Source organism: Streptomyces sp. R-07 (assembly GCF_049913175.1).
Classification (GTDB): domain Bacteria; phylum Actinomycetota; class Actinomycetes; order Streptomycetales; family Streptomycetaceae; genus Streptomyces.
The window spans coordinates 3,735,153-3,751,812 of sequence record NZ_CP183978.1 but is presented as its reverse complement, the minus strand read 5'-3'; the positions used below and the strand labels follow the sequence as shown (position 1 = coordinate 3,751,812).

At 69.4% G+C, this 16,660-nt stretch carries 16 protein-coding genes, 1 tRNA gene and 1 pseudogene; 7 read left to right on the top strand and 11 right to left on the bottom strand.

What is annotated here, in order from left to right; genetic code table 11:
* Positions 1-12: 12 nt before the first annotated feature.
* Positions 13-1,017: a helix-turn-helix domain-containing protein gene (locus ACN9M0_RS17015; protein ID WP_366037414.1), complete on the top strand. Its 1,005-nt coding sequence runs from the start codon at positions 13-15 to the stop codon at positions 1,015-1,017.
* 819 nt (positions 1,018-1,836) lie between these two features.
* Here ACN9M0_RS17015 and ACN9M0_RS17010 read toward each other — a convergent pair.
* The 5 genes and pseudogenes from ACN9M0_RS17010 to ACN9M0_RS16990 form a co-directional block, all read right to left on the bottom strand.
* Positions 1,837-2,049 (bottom strand): annotated as a pseudogene (locus tag ACN9M0_RS17010) (hypothetical protein); the annotation flags it as partial.
* The gene (locus ACN9M0_RS17005; protein ID WP_366037415.1) at positions 2,027-2,284 is read right to left on the bottom strand and encodes a CBS domain-containing protein; all 258 of its coding nucleotides are present in this window, start codon (positions 2,282-2,284) and stop codon (positions 2,027-2,029) included. The gene ACN9M0_RS17005 and the pseudogene ACN9M0_RS17010, both read right to left, overlap by 23 nt.
* Positions 2,285-2,571: 287 nt before the next feature.
* Positions 2,572-2,775, bottom strand: a complete 204-nt coding sequence (locus tag ACN9M0_RS17000; protein WP_366037416.1) for a cold-shock protein — start codon at positions 2,773-2,775, stop codon at positions 2,572-2,574.
* A 213-nt stretch (positions 2,776-2,988) separates the two neighbouring features.
* Positions 2,989-3,444, bottom strand: a complete 456-nt coding sequence (locus ACN9M0_RS16995; protein WP_426403842.1) for a DUF5994 family protein — start codon at positions 3,442-3,444, stop codon at positions 2,989-2,991.
* A gap of 38 nt (positions 3,445-3,482) precedes the next feature.
* Positions 3,483-4,421: an alpha/beta fold hydrolase gene (locus ACN9M0_RS16990; protein ID WP_366037418.1), complete on the bottom strand. Its 939-nt coding sequence runs from the start codon at positions 4,419-4,421 to the stop codon at positions 3,483-3,485.
* Between the two features lie 118 nt (positions 4,422-4,539).
* On the opposite strand from ACN9M0_RS16990, the gene ACN9M0_RS16985 reads away from it, so the two are divergent.
* Positions 4,540-5,172, top strand: coding sequence for a TetR/AcrR family transcriptional regulator (locus ACN9M0_RS16985; protein ID WP_366037419.1), 633 nt, complete (start codon positions 4,540-4,542; stop codon positions 5,170-5,172).
* 409 nt (positions 5,173-5,581) lie between these two features.
* Here ACN9M0_RS16985 and ACN9M0_RS16980 read toward each other — a convergent pair whose 3' ends face one another.
* From ACN9M0_RS16980 to ACN9M0_RS16970, 3 genes are read right to left on the bottom strand one after another with little or no spacing between them, the layout of a single operon-like run.
* The gene (locus ACN9M0_RS16980) at positions 5,582-6,349 is read right to left on the bottom strand and encodes an FAD:protein FMN transferase (RefSeq protein WP_366037420.1); all 768 of its coding nucleotides are present in this window, start codon (positions 6,347-6,349) and stop codon (positions 5,582-5,584) included.
* Positions 6,342-6,785, bottom strand: coding sequence for an FMN-binding protein (locus ACN9M0_RS16975; protein ID WP_366037421.1), 444 nt, complete (start codon positions 6,783-6,785; stop codon positions 6,342-6,344). The genes ACN9M0_RS16980 and ACN9M0_RS16975 overlap by 8 nt, the downstream gene beginning before the upstream one ends.
* Before the next feature lie 11 nt (positions 6,786-6,796).
* Positions 6,797-8,158: a ferredoxin reductase family protein gene (locus ACN9M0_RS16970; protein WP_426403841.1), complete on the bottom strand. Its 1,362-nt coding sequence runs from the start codon at positions 8,156-8,158 to the stop codon at positions 6,797-6,799.
* Positions 8,159-8,328: 170 nt separating this feature from the next.
* Between ACN9M0_RS16970 and ACN9M0_RS16965 the strand changes: the two genes are divergently transcribed.
* Positions 8,329-9,063, top strand: coding sequence for a response regulator transcription factor (locus ACN9M0_RS16965; protein WP_366037423.1), 735 nt, complete (start codon positions 8,329-8,331; stop codon positions 9,061-9,063).
* Positions 9,060-10,484, top strand: a complete 1,425-nt coding sequence (locus tag ACN9M0_RS16960) for a sensor histidine kinase (protein ID WP_366037424.1) — start codon at positions 9,060-9,062, stop codon at positions 10,482-10,484. Before ACN9M0_RS16965 ends, ACN9M0_RS16960 begins: the two co-directional genes overlap by 4 nt.
* 305 nt (positions 10,485-10,789) lie before the next feature.
* Here the strand turns inward: ACN9M0_RS16960 and ACN9M0_RS16955 are convergent.
* Positions 10,790-10,863, bottom strand: a tRNA-Gly gene (locus tag ACN9M0_RS16955).
* A 406-nt stretch (positions 10,864-11,269) separates the two neighbouring features.
* On the opposite strand from ACN9M0_RS16955, the gene dcd reads away from it, so the two are divergent.
* The gene (gene dcd / locus ACN9M0_RS16950; RefSeq protein WP_073811299.1) at positions 11,270-11,845 is read left to right on the top strand and encodes a dCTP deaminase; all 576 of its coding nucleotides are present in this window, start codon (positions 11,270-11,272) and stop codon (positions 11,843-11,845) included.
* 13 nt (positions 11,846-11,858) lie between these two features.
* Positions 11,859-12,356, top strand: a complete 498-nt coding sequence (locus ACN9M0_RS16945; RefSeq protein ID WP_024755952.1) for a phosphoribosyltransferase — start codon at positions 11,859-11,861, stop codon at positions 12,354-12,356.
* Positions 12,357-12,417: 61 nt separating this feature from the next.
* Here ACN9M0_RS16945 and ACN9M0_RS16940 read toward each other — a convergent pair whose 3' ends face one another.
* The gene (locus ACN9M0_RS16940) at positions 12,418-13,275 is read right to left on the bottom strand and encodes a Yip1 family protein (protein WP_426403840.1); all 858 of its coding nucleotides are present in this window, start codon (positions 13,273-13,275) and stop codon (positions 12,418-12,420) included.
* A 202-nt stretch (positions 13,276-13,477) separates the two neighbouring features.
* On the opposite strand from ACN9M0_RS16940, the gene ACN9M0_RS16935 reads away from it, so the two are divergent.
* Positions 13,478-14,230 (top strand): hypothetical protein, encoded by a 753-nt coding sequence (locus ACN9M0_RS16935; RefSeq protein ID WP_426403839.1) that lies wholly within the window; start codon positions 13,478-13,480, stop codon positions 14,228-14,230.
* A gap of 65 nt (positions 14,231-14,295) precedes the next feature.
* Here the strand turns inward: ACN9M0_RS16935 and ACN9M0_RS16930 are convergent, their stop codons facing one another.
* Entirely contained in the window at positions 14,296-16,557 is a 2,262-nt protein-coding gene (locus ACN9M0_RS16930; protein ID WP_366037427.1) for a (Fe-S)-binding protein, read from the bottom strand.
* Between the last annotated feature and the right edge of the window lie 103 nt (positions 16,558-16,660).

Sequence of the window (16,660 nt, the reverse complement as noted above, 5' to 3'; positions counted from 1 at the left end):
GGGGGGTGGGTCATGCAGGAGACATCGGGCCTGGAGGTACTGGGCCTCAGCGCGGCCGAGGAAGCCGTCTATCAGAGCCTTCTGGCTAAGAACGACGAAGGGGTTGGGGAGCTGAGCGCCCGGCTGGCACTACCGGAGAGCGAGGTGCGCGACTGTCTGGACAGGCTGCTCGACATGGAGTTGCTGAGACCCTCGCGCGACAACCCGGGGCTGCTGCGCGCGGTCAGCCCGGAGATGGGTTTCGAGCTCATCCTGCGTCGCCAGGAGGCGGAACTCCTCTGTCGGCAGCAGGAACTCGCCCGCAGCAAGGAGGCGGTGGCCCGTACTGTGGCCACCTATGCGCAGGAACGTTCCGCCACCGACGTGGACGGTGCCGAACGACTGATGGGCCTCGATGCCATCCAGCGGCGCCTGGAGTCACTCACCCGGGAACTCCGCGGGGAATGCCTGTCCATCGCGCCGGGCGGTGCCCACTCCCCGGCGAGCCTGGACGCCGCACGGCAGCTCGACGAACGGGCGCTGGACCGCGGCATCCAGCTCATGACGATCTATCAGGACAGTGCCCGCAACGACCCCACCACATACGGCTACGCCCGCTGGCTCAGCGACCGGGGCGGCCAGGTGCGCACGTGCCCGGAGACACCGCCCCGGCTCCTGCTCTTCGACCGGCGGGTCGCGGTGGTCCCGATCGACCCGCACAACACCCGTCTGGGCGCCCTGTGCACGAGCTCTCCCGGCATCGTGGCCTCGCTCGTCGCCCTCTTCGAGCAGACCTGGGAGACCGCGATCCCCCTCGGAGCCGACCATCGCCACGGCACCGGTGAGACGGGGCTCTCCCCCGCCGAGCGCAGCCTCCTCAAGCTGCTCGCCTCGGGCATGACGGACGAGACCGCGGGCAAGCGCCTCGGGCTCTCCCTTCGCACCGTGCGCCGCCAGATGGCCGGCCTGATGGAGCGCCTCGACGCCACGAGCCGTTTCGAGGCCGGACTGAAGGCGGCCCAGCGCGGCTGGCTCTGAACCGCCGACCGACCGGCTGCGGATGAGGAGGTCCGCAGAGCCGATCGATAGAGGCACAGCGGACGCACACGTCGTCCCGACGTGCGAGGACGAGGGACTGGCCCGGGCTGCTGCGGGAGGGCGCTGACCGGGGTGCAGTTGCTGCCCAAGCCTGGGCTTCCCGATGCGCGGAAGGCGGATCTCGGGAGGCTTCGGTAGTCCGCGGACATTGGAGCCCGGGTTCGCCGCGATGGCGGCGGCCGCGCGGCGGGTCGGGGAGTCCGGGAGGTCCTGGCGGGGCGGATGGCCGTCGACGAACTCGACCTGTGTCTACGGGAACGGGGCCTGCGCCCGCGGGGCAGCGGCCATCTGCCGGCCGCTGCCCTGTTCCTGAACGGCCTCCGCCAGGAGGAGGTGCGCGTGTGGGTCCCGTCCGGATCCACGCCCAGCGTGATCCCGTTCGCCGACAGGGATGTCGATCGGGTACGGATGTGTCCCCACGAGCGCCGCTTGGCCGGCCACCCGGCGGAGCAGCCGGCCGATCAGCAGCCGGCCGACCCCGCCCAACCCACGCCACGCCGGTGCGATCCAGGCATTCCTGTCGGATGGGGCACGCGGAGGGCGCGGCAGCACCCGAAAGGTCTAGACAATGATGAAGGCCCTGGTCTCCGACCAGGGCCTTCATTGAAGAGCGGATGACGGGAATCGAACCCGCGCTATAAGCTTGGGAATCACCAAACACTTGAGCAGGAGAATGCCTTCTGACCTGCGGGAACTCCTCCTGAGGAGCATCTGCCGCTTTGCCCGTGAGGGCCCTCTGTTACCCGCTGTTCACCGCCCCTACTGGCACGTTGTGGCACGCGGTCTCACGTGAGGAAGCCGGACGGGACCTGGTTCAGTCGGTTGCCGGGGGCGGGGTTCGCCCTTTGTACGGCGGTACTCGGCGTTGATGCGCTGGGCTTCCTCGAGCTGGTCCTCAAGGGCGATGATCCGGCAGGCGGCCTCGATGGGGGTGCCCGGGTCGACGAGTTCACGGGCGCGGGCGGCGATACGCGTCGAGTTCGCTTAGGCGCACCCGGTCGGTGTACGCGGGACTGGCGCGGAAGCCGGCGAGCTGGGCCCGGGTGACGAGGCCGGTGCGCCTGCCGTCGGCGTCACGGATGATCAGGCGTGCGGTACGGGCTCCGCGCATGACGGCCAGAGCGACTTCGACTGTCATGTCCGCCCAGACGTGCGGTTCGGCCGTGGTCGGGGTGGAACGATGACCGGGCGGGTGCGTGCTGTTCAAGCGCGACCTTCCTCGGTGCGAGGCACGTCAACGAATTTCCGCGGCGAAGGAACGGAATGAAATAATTTCCCGACGGCTTCGAATGGGGCATGAAAGCTGAACCGCCGAAAAGGGGGTCGAAAGGCGCGATCGGCGGCGGGGGCGGCGCGCGACGAGGAGGTGATATTCGGGCCGTCGGCCGCGGCGGGTCCATGAGCGGATCTGCTCGGGATGATTTCCGTGGGGCGTACGCGGCTGGGGCCCGCACCCCGAAGGATGCGGGCCCCAGCCACGGGTGTGCGTCAGGATCAGACGGGGACGATGTTCTCGGCCGTCGGGCCCTTCTGGCCCTGCGCGATGTCGAAGCTGACCTTCTGGCCTTCCCGCAGCTCACGGAAGCCCTGGGAGGCGATGTTCGAGTAGTGGGCGAACACGTCGGGGCCGCCGCCGTCCTGCTCGATGAAGCCGAAGCCCTTTTCCGCGTTGAACCACTTCACGATACCTGTGCTCATGTTTCCCTCCTTCGAGGATCATCGGCGTCCGCACTGCGCGGAAACCGTGTCGCCGTGATGATCAACCCGCCGGAGAATCCGGAGATGAAAAAAAGCACTCCCGCTGCCCTGGCGGCTGCTGAGGGCACTTGAAGTTTCGGGAACCACAACTGCAACTGAATTCGAGACTAGCGCGATGTCTTCCCGAAAGGCGGTGGCGTACCTCCGCTCCTTTTATGCGGCAGTAATCCTTGCCGCGCCGTCTGTCGAATTCTCATACGGCGCGGGTAGATACAGGCTCCGCCCTCGCACGCCGTCCGTCACCTCCGCATGCTCCGCGGCAGGGGCAGCATGCGCGCCCCGACGACGGGACGTGCCCGCCTCGGCCGGTACGGCTCTCGGTCCGCCGCCCGAGCGCCCTCCCGAGCGGGCGCCTCCTGAGGGGCGTGGCCGTCCGTGCTCTCCGCGGACATGACCGCTTCGGTGTCGTGGACGTTTCCGGGGGCGGACGCGGCAGCCATCAGCCGCGCGGCCGAGGCTGCACGAGAGCAGGATCATCCTGTCGTGGGCCTGCTCGGTGAACCAGCCGGCGTGCACGGTGTGTCCGTGAACTGGGACCGCATACGGGACGGTCGGCCAGGGCGCGGGGTTCGCCGTGAGGCGCATGATGCGTCCCCAGCGCTCCTCCAATGTGGGCGTCGCCCGAGCTGTTCCTCCCTGCCGCTGCCCTATGCGTCGACCGCAGCCGGGTCGAGGGAGTCGACGTCCTCCATGAAGGCGAGCATCCGGGCGTTGACCACGGCGGGGTGGTCGATCTGCGGGCCGTGCCCGGAAGCGGAGATGATCTCGGCGCGGGCGCCCGGCACCAGCCTCGGTACGCGCTCCAGCTGCCGCTTGGGGTGTACGAGCAGGCTGTGCTTGCCCATGATCACGTAGAGCGGGGTCCGGATGGACCGCAGCTCGTCCTCGGCCAGCGGCAGCGGTGCGGGGCGGCGGATCCGGTAGGCGCGGGCGCCGAGCTGGATCCACTCGCGCATCTCGGGGACGGCGATGACCGGCTGGTCCAGCCACTTGGCGAGCCGGGGGCGCAGCGCCTTCGGTGCGAAGGTGGCGAACAGGCTCACGAAGACCCAGGCGAAGAAGCGCAGGCCGACCTTCTCCAGGCCGCCGGGGTCGAGGGCGGTGACCGAGGCGAGCCGTCTGGGCCGCAGGTGAGCCTGGTTGAGCACCAGCCAGCCGCCGTAGGAGGAGCCTACGAGGTGGACCTTGTCGAGGCCGAGCGCGTCGAGTGCCTCGTCCATCCACTGGGCGGCGCGCTCGGGCTGCCACATGGGCTCGCGGTGGACGCTGCGGTTGGCGTCGCCGGGGGTGTCGAGGGCGTAGACGGGGCGGTCGAGGCTGAGCCCGGGGGTGTTGGGGTACCACATCGCCGAGCTGTAGCCGGCGCCGTGGATCAGGACGATCGGCGTCCGGGAGTCGGCGGCGGGGTCCGCGGGCCCGTACCGGTAGACGTGCGTGGTGCCGAACGCGGTCTCCACGTCGGTCTCGGAGCGGACGGGTGCCCCCATCGCGTAGAGCACGTCGGCGGCGGCGAAGTAGCGGTCGCGCAGAGTGTCCGTGACGTAGCGGCCGACATCGCGGGGTACGCGGGCGGTGTTCTCGGGCACGGCGGCACCTCCTGTGAAGATCCATTCTTCGTGATACGACCGTACCATGACTATGGTACGGCAGTATCATGAAGGAGTTGGGGAGCGACCCACCATCGACGGGCGGAGACACCAGAACATGCCGAAGCGTGTGGATCACGAGGAGCGGCGCGCCCAGATCGCCGAGGCGCTCATCCAGGTCGCGGGGCGGCGAGGGCTGCACGCCGTCGGGATGCGCGACGTGGCCGCCGAGGCCGGCGTGTCACTCCGGCTCGTGCAGTACTACTTCGAGACCAAGGAGAAGCTGCTCTTCCACGGCCTCCAGCACCTGACCGACCGCTTCACCGCACGGGTGGGCGCCCGCCTCGCCGACGCCGGTCCGGACCCGGGCCCGCGCGCGACCGTCGAGGCGCTGTTGCTGGCGTCCCTCCCGACCGATGAGGAGGGTCGCACCTTCCACCTCGTCTACAGCTCGTACTCGATCCTGTCCGTGACCGACGAGGCGCTGGCCGCCCAGCCGTTCATCGACAACCCGGACGCCGCCGAAAACGCCGTGACCGGCCTGCTCGAACAGGCGCAGGCGTCAGGCCTGGCCGACCCGGGAGTCGCCGCACGGACGGAGGCGATCAGCCTGCTCGCGATGGCGGCGACCATGGGCACGAGCATCCTGGTGGGCCAGCGAACCCCGGAGTCGGCCATCGCGGTACTCCGTCACCACCTCGACCGGATCTTCGCGACCACCGAAATGTCGGTGAACGGGTGCCCAATCTGACGCGCCACCAAGGAACTTGCGCAAAGCACGGCACGCGGCCCCAGGGGTAATCAGGCAACGACGAAGCCCCAGGTCGCTGACCTGGGGCTTCGTTCAAGAGCGGATGACGGGAATCGAACCCGCGCTATAAGCTTGGGAAGCACTCGGCACCTGGACCATGTGTGGCGCCTGACCTGCAGGAATGTGTGCGGATGCCCCTGTCGTGGCTGATTCGGCGGCCCCTGGTGACCGCTGTTTACCGGCCCTACTGGCACGTTGTGGCACGGGCTCTCGTGTGAGTCAGGGGCGATGCTGGTGGGGAGGACGCCCGGTCGTGCGGATGTCGGCTTGGAGTGCCGCAGTTTGCGCCTCCGTTCCGAGTGCTTCGCCGGACCGGCGGCCGAGAGAGCCGAGACTTCAGAGTCCCGTCTCATGACCCATATCGGCGGAATCCTGGTGTGCGCCATTCCTGGCCGTCGGGCAGGACCGCGAGGGCTTCGTAGCCGTCCAGTGTTTCCACCCAGTCCCTCGCGCCGTCGCCTCTGGCGAACGCGGCGGTGGCGTACGTGTCGGTCGGGGTCAACGTGGGTCCGATCAGGGTGAGAGAGGCGAACGCGGTGACCGGGGTGCCGGTGTGCGGGTCGAGGATGTGGGCACCGCGTTCGGCGGTGCCGGAGGTGGCGACGGCCAAGTCGTGATCGGCGGTGATGACGGTGGCCAGCCTGCCGGGGCGCAGCGGGTGGGCGATGCCGATGCGCCAGGGGCTGCCGGGGCTTGCCTGGCCGCGGATCTGGAGGTCGCCGCCGCCGTTGACGCAGGTGTGGTGCGCGCCTGCTTCGTGAAGGAGACGCGATGCGGCTTCGGTGGCCCAGCCCTTGACGAGTCCTGAGGGGTCGAGGGTGCCCGCGGGGATGACGCTGAACCAGCCGTCGGTGACGTGAGCGGCCTGGGCACAGAGCGACAGGACCTCGTGGACCTCGGGCGGGCAGTCGTCGAGGTGGATCTCGCCGCGGTCGAGGCGGCTGATGTGGCTGTCGGGCCGGTACGTGGAGAACACGGCGTCGATCTCGTGGAGCTGCCGTACGGCCTCGGCGAGGGCGCGGTGGATGGCGGGGGTCGGCTGGTCACGTATGTCGAAGGAGAAGACGGTGCCCATGACGTGTTCGACGTGGCGCAGGCCCCGTGCCGTGTCAGGCATGGGCCTGGTCCAGAGCGCTCTGGAGGGATTCGATGTAGCCCTGGCTGGTGTAACTGGCTCCGGAGACGGCGTCGATCTGCGCGCTCTGGGTGCCGATCGCCTCCTGGGTGAGGCGAGGTAGGGCGTAGGAGGAGATCTGCTGGTCGCGTCCGCCCCGGTCGGGGGCTTGGAGGACCGTGATCGAGGTGATCTTCCCGTGGGTGAGGGTGACGGCGACCTGCACGGTTCCGTAGCGGGTGTCGATGGGATCCCCGGTGAACGTGCCCGTTCCGGTGGACGTAGCCGGATCGGAGGTCCCGGGGGTGCGTGGGGACGAGGAGGTGGTGGGGGAACGGGGTGGCATGCCGACGAGGGCCGGAGGCTGGTGGGGCTTGAGGGCGAGCAGGGAGACGACGAGGGTGCTGATCCCGGTGGTGGCGAGGACGGCTCGGCGCATGGTGGTTCTCCTCAGAACGCGAACGACTCGTGGTGGATGCGTCGGGCCGGGACGCCTGCTTCGCGCAGGGCCTGGATCGCCGCCCGTGCCATGCCGGGCGGGCCGCAGAGGTAGACGTCGTGCGCGGCCAGGTCCGGCACCAGGGTGGTCAGGCCCCGGGCGGTGAGGGGGGAGGAGTATGCGGCCGGTTCGTCGACGACGTAGTGCACGGTGGCCCGGCGGTGGGCGGCTATCGCATCGAGTTCACCGCGCAGGGCGAGGTCGTCCGGGCGCCGGGCCCGGTAGACGAGGGTGACCTGGCCCGGCAGGGTTTCGAAGAGCGTGCGCAGGGGGGTGATGCCGACGCCGCCCGCCAGGAGAAGGACCTTGGTGGAGGTGCGGCGGTTCGCGGTGAAGCCGCCGTACGGTCCCTCCGCCCATACCCGCGTACCGGGTGCCAGGCGGGCGAGCGCGGCGCTGTGGCCGCCGGCGGCCTTGACCGTGATGCGCAGGTGGTTCGAGTGCGCGGGGGCCGAGAGGGAGTAGGGGTTGGCGGTCCACCACAGTCCTCGCGTCAGGAAGCGCCACCGCAGGAACTGTCCTGGCAGGCCGCCCAATTCGTCCAGGTGCTCGCCGGTGAGGTGGACGGAGACCACGCCGGGTGCCTCGGGGTGGACCGCGGCGACCCGCAGGCGGTGGCGCAGTCCGCGCCGCAGCGGGACGGCGAACCGGTACCAGGCGAGCAGCGCGGTGACGCCGAGGAAGAGCGCGTACCAGGCTGCCTGTGCGGAGCGGTTCCCGACGAAGTCCGCCCCGTTGGAGAGCTGGTGGCCGAAGGTGAGGAAGACCGCCAGGTAGGTGGCGAAGTGCAGGTAGTGCCAGGTCTCGTAACTCAGCCTGCGGCGGGCCGCGCGGGCCGAGAGGACTCCGGTCGCCAGGAACAGCAGGAACCCGGCCGTGCCCTTGAGGAGGTCGGGGTAGTTCAGGATGAGCGTGGCGGTCTGGCCCACCACGTCCGTGTGCGAGGTCAGGGAATATCCCCAGATGATCAGCAGGGTGTGGGTGAGGGCCAGCGATACGGTGCAGCGGCCACCCCAGGCGTGCCAGCGAGCGAGGCGGTCGGTGCCGACGGTGTGGTCCAGCAGTGGCACGCGGGCCATGAGGGCCAGCAGGACCGCACAGGCGTAGCCCGCCAGGAGTCCGGTGATGCGTCCTGCCCCCGTGAGCCAGCCCGCCGGGCCGACGACCGAGGTCGTGTCGCTCCACCACAAGGCGAGCACACCGGCGGCGCCCGCCCAGATGGCCAGCTTGGCCAGGGAGGGCACGGCATTGCGGTAAGGGCGCCGGCGGCGCGTCCCGCGGCTGGCGCGGGTGCCGGTGAACGTGGTGGTCATGGCTCCTCCGGGTGGGCACTCGCTCCGGCGATGGGCGGCCAGCCTCACAGCCCAACCTCTGAGTACCTTCTGAAACGGCCCCGCCGAACCCTCTCGGCGCGGATTCAGAGGAAACTCAAAGACTCGGCGCGCCCCTCCCCCGGCCCGGGCCGGGGGATGCTGGAGAAACCATGAACGAGCCTCGCAGCACCCCGCTCCTGCACCGCCCCGACGGAGAGCCCGTGCGGATCCTCGTCGTCGACGACGAACCCGATGTCACCGACGTGCTGGCGGGAGTCATGACCGGCGAGGGCTGGCAGGTGCGCACCGCCGCCGACGGCGCGACCGCGCTCGCGACGGCCCGCGCCTTCCGGCCCGACGCGGTGGTCCTGGACTGGATGCTGCCCGACCTCGACGGCCTGCAGGTCCTGCGCAGCCTGCGGCGTGAGGAGCCCCGCGTGTGCGTGCTGTTCCTGACCGCCCGCGATGCGGTCGAGGACCGCATCGCCGGCATCACCGCGGGCGGCGACGACTACGTCACCAAGCCCTACAGCCTGGAAGAAGTACTGGCCCGGCTGCGCGGACTGCTCCGGCGCGCCGGCATGACCGCCGAACCGGGCGCGAACCTGCTCACCGTCGGCGACCTCACCATGGACGAGGAAGCCAGGGAGGTCAGACGCGCCGGAGCCGTCGTCGACCTTTCCCGGACGGAGTTCGAACTCCTGCGCTTCCTCATGCGTAACCCGCGCCGGGTCCTGTCCAAGGACCAGATCCTCGACCGGGTCTGGGCCTACGACTTCGGCGGCCGCGCCCATGTGGTCGAGCTCTACATCAGCTACCTGCGCAAGAAGATCGACGCCGGACGCACCCCGATGATTCACACCGTGCGCGGCGTCGGCTACGTCCTCAAGCCGGACACCCCGTGAGGCGCCCGGTGCCCCGCACCCTGCGCGGCCAGCTCACCGCCGGGCTCGTCACCCTGCTTGCCCTCGCCTGCCTCGCCGTCGGCACCACCACCGCCCTCGCCCTACGCGGCTTCCTCATGGACCGTCTGGACGAACAGCTCGCCGCCTCCGGAGGCCGGTTCGCCGCCAGCCTGGAACACGAGGCCAAACCCGACGCCGACAACCGCCCCGACACCCGGGGGCAGGCAGAGGCGACCTTCGGCGCCCGCCTCCTGAACGGAACGGTCACCCAGGCCGCTGTCGTCGATCAAGCGACCGACCGCTCCCTCCGGCTCACCGCCGGGGACCGGCGCACCCTGGCCGGGGTCCCCGCTGACGGACACGGGCACAGCATCCGTCTCTCAGCGCTGGGCAAGTACCGCGTCACGGCCGTCGAGGGCGACGACCAGGACGTCCTCGTCACCGGCATCCCCCTGCACCCGGTGGAGGAGACCCTCCACCGCCTCGAAGCGGTCGAAACCGCGCTGTTCGGCGCCGCGCTGGTGGCCACCGGCACAGCCGGAGCCCTGTGGGTACGGATCTCCCTGCGCCCCCTCCAACAGGTCACCGCCCGCGCCGCGGAGGTCGCGAGGCTGCCGCTGGCCAGTGGCGAGGTCGCCATGCCGGGACCGCTCCCCGACACCGACCCCCGCACCGAGGTAGGCCAGGTCGGCACCGCGCTCAACCACATGCTCGGCCACGTCGAGGACGCCCTCACCCGGCGCCAGGCGAGTGAGGAGCGGCTGCGTCATTTCGCCGCCGATGCCAGCCACGAACTACGCACTCCCGTCGCCAACATCCGCGGTCACGCCGAACTCGCCCTGCGTCACCACGGCCCCGTGCCGATCGAAGTCCGCCACGCCCTGGAACGGATCGACCGCGAGTCCCAGCGCATGACCCGCCTCGTCGACGACCTGCTGCTCCTCGCACGCCTGGACGCCGGACGTCCCCTCGAACACGAGCCGGTCGACGTGACCCTGCTGATCCTGAACGCGACGGACGACGCCCGCGCAGCGGGCCCCGACCACCGCTGGATCCTTGACCTCCCCGAAGAACCCGTCACCATCACCGGCGACGCCCACCGTCTCCAACAGGCCATCGGCAACCTCCTCGCCAACGCCCGTACACACACCCCACCCGGTACCGACGTGACCATCACTCTGACCACCGATCGGACCGGCGTCCGCGTCGATGTGAGCGACAACGGACCAGGCATCCCCGAAGGCCTCCGGTCCGAAGTCTTCGGCCGCTTCGTCCGCGCCGACCACGCCCGCTCCCGCAAAACCGGAAGCACCGGTCTCGGACTCGCCATCGTCCACGCCGTCCTCACCGCCCACGGCGGAACCGCAACCGTCACCAGCAGCCCCGGACACACCACCTTCCGCCTCACCCTCCCCAGCTGAGCCTCTGGTCCGGCCGCGCCGATGTACCAGGCTGGCGAGCGGATTTGGCGTCCTCGGACAGTGGGTGAAGGGGCGGCCGCCGCTTTGAGAATGCGAATGCCCCGGAATTCCGTCAAGGTGTGACGCAGGCCACCATGGACGCGCCTCTGGGTGCGGGCTGGTTCGCCGCGCATGCGGTGCAAGTGGTGCGCGGAACGCCCTCCGGCCAGGGCGTTCCGCCGAGTTGGGGCACGTGGAGGGCGCGGCGAGCGCTGAGAGGTCTAGACAACAAACAAGCCCCAGGTCGCTGACCTGGGGCTTTGTCATGGAGCGGATGACGGGAATCGAACCCGCGCTATAAGCTTGGGAAGCTCATGTTCTACCATTAAACTACATCCGCACAGCGGCCGGATGAACCCTGCCGCATCGTTGCACACTGTACCCCATGCGCCACTTGAGGCGAAGCTCACGCCTTTCGGTGTGCGGAGTGCCGTCTGGAGGGTGTCCCCTTCATCCCCTAATGTGGCTGCTCGTCCACCACATGTGTAGGGGAAGGGACTTGATGGGTTCGATGGAGCGCACCGTCGTCCGTTGTGCCGAAGGGCATGTGTTCAGTACCGCCTCGTTCCCGCTTCAGCAGCTCGGTGCCGGGCGGATCGGGCCCGGGCGGCTCATCCGGTGTCCGCGGTGTGCGCGGTTGCGGCATGCGGTGCCGGTGGAGGTCGGGCGGCGCTGAGCCGTGAGGTGCCGGGGCGCGGGTGCCTGCCGATTGGGGCAGGTCCGCGCCCTCTGCGTATCGTGGGGGCGTGCTTCTCTCAGACAAGGACATCCGGGCCGAGATCGATGCCGGACGGGTGCGCATCGACCCGTACGACGAATCCATGGTGCAGCCCTCGAGCATCGACGTGAGGCTTGACCGCTTCTTCCGGGTGTTCGAGAACCACCGCTATCCGCACATCGACCCCGCCGTCGAGCAGCTCGACCTGACGCGTGAGGTCGAGCCGGAGGGCGACGAGGCGTTCATCCTGCACCCGGGCGAGTTCGTGCTCGCCTCGACCTACGAGGTCATCACCCTGCCGGACGACATCGCGTCGCGTCTGGAGGGGAAGAGCTCTCTGGGGCGGCTGGGGCTCGTCACGCACTCCACCGCCGGGTTCATCGACCCCGGTTTCTCCGGGCACGTGACCCTGGAGCTGTCGAACCTCGCCACCCTGCCGATCAAGCTCTGGCCGGGGATGAAGATCGGCCAGCTGTGCATGTTCCGGCTGAGCTCGCCCGCCGAGTTCCCGTACGGGAGCGAGCGGTACGGCTCGCGGTACCAGGGCCAGCGGGGGCCGACGGCCTCCCGTTCCTTCCTGAACTTCCATCGGACCCAGGTGTGAGGCGGTCGCAGGCATGAGTGAGGTACGCGAGAACCTGACGTACGAGGGCTTCGGCACCGCCGTCCGCGAGCTGGCGCAGACCATCGCCGACGACGGCTACGAGCCCGACATCGTGCTCTCCATCGCCCGCGGCGGCGTCTTCGTCGCCGGCGGTCTGGCCTACGCCCTCGACTGCAAGAACATCCACCTCGTGAACGTGGAGTTCTACACCGGGGTGGGCACCACCCTGGAGATGCCGGTCATGCTGGCGCCCGTGCCCGACGCGATCGACTTCAGCGACAAGAAGGTGCTCATCACCGACGACGTCGCCGACACCGGCAAGACCCTCAAGCTCGTCCACGACTTCTGCGTCGACCACGTCGCCGAGGTCCGCTCCGCCGTCATCTACGAGAAGTCCCACTCCCTCGTGAAGTGCGAGTACGTGTGGAAGAAGACCGACGAGTGGATCAACTTCCCCTGGTCGGTCGAGCCGCCCGTCGTGAAGCGCGAGGGTCAGGTTCTCGACGCCTGAGCCCGCCGGCAGATGCACGAAAGGCCCCCACCAGCCGTGGTGGGGGCCTTTGCGTACGTCCTTACAGCGTGCCCAGCTTGATCAGGCTCAGCAGCGCCACCAGCTGGATCGCCGAGGCTCCCAGGGCCTTCGGCCACGGGAGGTCGTGGGAGCGGCTCACCATCACGGTGAGGAGCGCGCCCGCCGCCAGCCAGGTCGCCCAGCCGATGACCTGGACCAGGCCGTTCTCGCCGCCCAGGAAGAGCGCGAAGACCAGGCGCGGCGCGTCCGTGATCGACATGATCAGCATCGACAGGCCGACCGTCGGCTGCCAGGCCCCGTCGCCGCCCAGCTGGCGCGCCAGGGTGTGCGTGACCGCGCCCAGGATCAGACCGCCCAGCACGAAGCCGAGCGCCGTCATCAGGACGTACGGGATCGCCGTCGACAGCGTCGCGTTGATCGCCTCTTCGCGGGCCTTGTCGAAGCCGAAGATCGCGAGCAGTCCGTAGAGGAACGTGACGATCAGCGCCGGGCCCCAGACCGCGTGGTCCCGCATCCGCAGGAACGTGTCCGCCGGGCGGAGCACGATGCCGCTCAGGAGCGGCTTCCAGGGGAGCCGGGGGCCCGTCGGTACGGGGGCCGCCTGCGGGCCCGCCTGGGCGTACGGGTCGTCGACGCTGAACATCTGGGTGTGGCCCGGGTTGTTCGCCGCCGCGTGCTGCTGGTGCTGGTGGTGGTGCTGCGGGTCGCCGAAGTACTCCGGCTCCCCGTACGGCTGCTGCTGATGCCCCTGCTGCCCGTACGGCTGCCCCTGCGGCGGCTGCTGCCACTGCTGCTGCGGGTACGGCGGCGGGGCCGCGTTGTACCCGTACGGCGCCTGCTGCGGTTGTTGTTGCGGGGGGCGGTTGTCCCGGCCGCGTCCGTTCCTGAATCCAGCCACGCCTTGAACGTACCCGCTTCCGCTGTGTGCTCGCTCCTCCGGCCGTTCCTTGCCACTGAGCTGTGACATCCCCTAGGGGTCACCTGGCTCGTGACACGGTCGTGGGGGAGGCGCCGGAGGGCTGTTACAAATCCGACGTATCACCTCAATGTCGTACTCGTAGCTTCGGAGATGTCAGCGACCCGAGCAAGGAGCTCTTCCGATGCGTGCCACCCGTCGTTCCGTCCGTACCGCCGCCGTCGCCACCGGGGCCGTCGCCGCCCTCCTCCTGCCGGCCGCCGGCGCCTTCGCCGCCGACGGACCGCAGCAGGGCGGCAGTGACCGGTCGGCGAGTGACCAGACCTCCGGCGACCAGACCTCCGGCGACCAGGCCACGGTCGACCCGGTCTTCTGGCGGAACGTCGACCTCGCCGACGGCTCCCTCGCCAAGGTCTACCAGGACGCTCCGGGCCGCTTCTCCGCCGACATCTACGCCGGCGGCTCCCTGATCGACACCCTCGTCAGCACCGACGGCAAGCCCGCGTACGGGGAGAACAACGGGCTCCACGTCGTCCTCCGGCCCGACGGGACCGTCTCCTCCTGGCTGGACAGCACCCCCGCCCCGAAGCCCGCCCCCAAGCCCGCCCCCAAGCCGGTCCCGAAGCCCGCGCCCAGGCCCGCCCCCCACCAGGCCTCCGCCAAGGTCACGCTGCCCGACGGGAACACCGCCCGGTTCTTCCCCGGCAAGACCTGGCCCCGCGTCGAGATCACCCGGTCCAACGGCCACGCCGTCGCCTCCCTCGACCTGAAGCACCCGACCGCCGCCCACCACGGCTGGACCTACAAGCTCGTCGACGCCGGCAAGCACCACTACAAGCTCGCCGCCATCGACACCCCGAAGCAGGGTGCCGACAGCTGGGTCTACGACTTCCAGGGCCGGCTGATCGAGAAGTACGTCGCCCAGAAGACCGCCTGACGCAGCGAAGAGGGCCGCCCCGCGCAACACGCGCGGGGCGGCCCTCTTCGTATGCGGTGTCAGCCTCAGACGGCCGGCTCGGGCTCCTCGGCCGCCGGCTCCGGCTCCGGGTCGACCGGGGTCTTCACCGAGTCCAGGAGCAGCTGCGCCACGTCCACGACCGTGACGGACTCCTTGGCCTTGCCCTCGTTCTTCTTGCCGTTGACCGAGTCGGTCAGCATGACCAGGCAGAACGGGCAGGCGGTGGAGACGATGTCCGGGTTGAGGGACAGGGCCTCGTCGACGCGCTCGTTGTTGATGCGCTTGCCGATCCGCTCCTCCATCCACATCCGGGCACCACCGGCGCCGCAGCAGAAGCCGCGCTCCTTGTGGCGGTGCATCTCCTGCTGGCGCAGGCCGGGGACGGCGGACATGATCTCGCGCGGCGGCGTGTAGACCTTGTTGTGCCGGCCCAGGTAGCAGGGGTCGTGGTAGGTGATGAGGCCCTCGACCGGGGTCACCGGGACCAGCTTGCCCTCGTCGATGAGGTGCTGGAGCAGCTGGGTGTGGTGGATGACCTCGTACTCGCCGCCGAGCTGCGGGTACTCGTTGGCGATGGTGTTGAAGCAGTGCGGGCAGGTCGAGACGATCTTCTTCGCCGACTTCGGCTTCTTCGTCGACTCGTCCTCGTCGTCCTCGCCGAACGCCATGTTCAGCATCGCGACGTTCTCCTGGGCGAGCTGCTGGAACAGCGGCTCGTTGCCCAGGCGGCGGGGGGAGTCACCGGTGCACTTCTCGTCGCCGCCCATGATCGCGAACTTGACGCCCGCGATGTTCAGGAGCTCCGCGAAGGCCTTGGTGGTCTTCTTGGCGCGGTCTTCCAGCGCACCCGCGCAGCCGACCCAGTACAGGTAGTCGAACTCGGAGAGGTCCTCCGCGTCCTTCCCGATGATCGGGACCTCGAAGTCGACCTCCTTGGTCCACTCGACGCGCTGCTTCTTCGCCAGGCCCCAGGGGTTGCCCTTCTTCTCCAGGTTCTTGAGCATCGTGCCCGCCTCGGACGGGAACGCGGACTCGATCATCACCTGGTAGCGGCGCATGTCGACGATGTGGTCGATGTGCTCGATGTCGACCGGGCACTGCTCGACGCAGGCGCCGCAGGTGGTGCAGGACCACAGGACGTCGGGGTCGATGACGCCGTTCTCCTCGGCGGTGCCGACGAGCGGGCGCTCGGCCTCGGCGATCGCGGAGGCGGGGACGTCCTTGAGCTGCTCCTCGGTCGCCTTCTCGTTGCCCTCCATGTCCTTGCCGCCGCCCGCGAGCAGGTACGGCGCCTTGGCGTGCGCGTGGTCGCGCAGCGACATGATGAGGAGCTTGGGGGAGAGGGGCTTGCCGGTGTTCCAGGCGGGGCACTGCGACTGGCAGCGGCCGCACTCGGTGCAGGTGGAGAAGTCGAGGATGCCCTTCCAGGAGAACTGCTCGACCTGGGAGACACCGAAGACGGCGTCCTCGGCCGGGTCCTCCCAGTCGATCTCCTTGCCGGCCGTGGTCATCGGCTGGAGCGCGCCGAGGGCGGTGGAGCCGTCGGCGTTGCGCTTGAACCAGATGTTCGGGAAGCCGAGGAAGCGGTGCCAGGCGACGCCCATGTTGGTGTTGAGCGAGACCGTGATCATCCAGGTGAAGGACGTGACGATCTTGAGGCACGCGAAGAAGTACGTGAGGTACTGGATCGTGCTCAGGTCGTCGATGTTGTCCAGGAGCGCGATCAGCGGGTACGAGGCGAAGAAGCCCGGCTCCCAGCTGGTGACGTGGTGCTGGACGCCTTCGAGGCCGCGGAGCGTCATGATGCAGACGCCGACGATCAGGATGACGGCCTCGACGAAGTACGCCTGGCCGGTCTTGGAGCCGGCGAAGCGGGACTTGCGGCCCGCCCTGGTCGGCTTGCTGAGCTGGCGGATCACGATGAGGGTCACGATGCCGAGGACCGTCATCAGGCCGAGGAACTCGGTGAAGATCTCGTACGGCAGCCAGTCACCGATGATCGGGATCAGCCAGTCGGCCTGGAAGAGCTGGCCGAAGGCGTTCACGATGGTGAGGAGCAGCGAGAAGAAGCCCACCGCGACGAACCAGTGCGCGAAGCCGACGATGCCCCAGCGGTTCATGCGCGTGTGGCCGAGGAATTCCTTGACCAGCGTGATGGTGCGCTGCTTGGGGTCACCGGTGCGTGTGCCGGCGGGTACCGGCTGACCGAGCCGCACGAAGCGGTAGATCTGCACGGTGGCGCGGCCGAACAGCGCGACGGCCACCACCGTGATGGCGATCGACACGATGATCGCGGCGAGTTGCATGACGGGCTCCTCGGGCGGGCCTACTAAGCGGTAACTTATTGAGTTCCTGCTGAGATTACCCGGTCGCGGCGCCGCGCTGTAGCGGCGCTCGCGGTGATGTGTG

Excerpts from the sequence above, each read along its gene's own strand:
- ACN9M0_RS16930 (WP_366037427.1), bottom strand. The coding sequence starts at position 16,557 with ATGCAACTCGCCGCGATCATCGTGTCGATCGCCATCACGGTGGTGGCC.
- ACN9M0_RS16945 (WP_024755952.1), top strand. The coding sequence starts at position 11,859 with ATGAGTGAGGTACGCGAGAACCTGACGTACGAGGGCTTCGGCACCGCC.
- ACN9M0_RS17015 (WP_366037414.1), top strand. The coding sequence starts at position 13 with ATGCAGGAGACATCGGGCCTGGAGGTACTGGGCCTCAGCGCGGCCGAG.
- ACN9M0_RS16965 (WP_366037423.1), top strand. The coding sequence starts at position 8,329 with ATGAACGAGCCTCGCAGCACCCCGCTCCTGCACCGCCCCGACGGAGAG.
- ACN9M0_RS16935 (WP_426403839.1), top strand. The coding sequence starts at position 13,478 with ATGCGTGCCACCCGTCGTTCCGTCCGTACCGCCGCCGTCGCCACCGGG.
- ACN9M0_RS16975 (WP_366037421.1), bottom strand. The coding sequence starts at position 6,785 with ATGCGCCGAGCCGTCCTCGCCACCACCGGGATCAGCACCCTCGTCGTC.
- ACN9M0_RS16970 (WP_426403841.1), bottom strand. The coding sequence starts at position 8,158 with ATGACCACCACGTTCACCGGCACCCGCGCCAGCCGCGGGACGCGCCGC.
- ACN9M0_RS16980 (WP_366037420.1), bottom strand. The coding sequence starts at position 6,349 with ATGCCTGACACGGCACGGGGCCTGCGCCACGTCGAACACGTCATGGGC.
- ACN9M0_RS16985 (WP_366037419.1), top strand. The coding sequence starts at position 4,540 with ATGCCGAAGCGTGTGGATCACGAGGAGCGGCGCGCCCAGATCGCCGAG.
- ACN9M0_RS17000 (WP_366037416.1), bottom strand. The coding sequence starts at position 2,775 with ATGAGCACAGGTATCGTGAAGTGGTTCAACGCGGAAAAGGGCTTCGGC.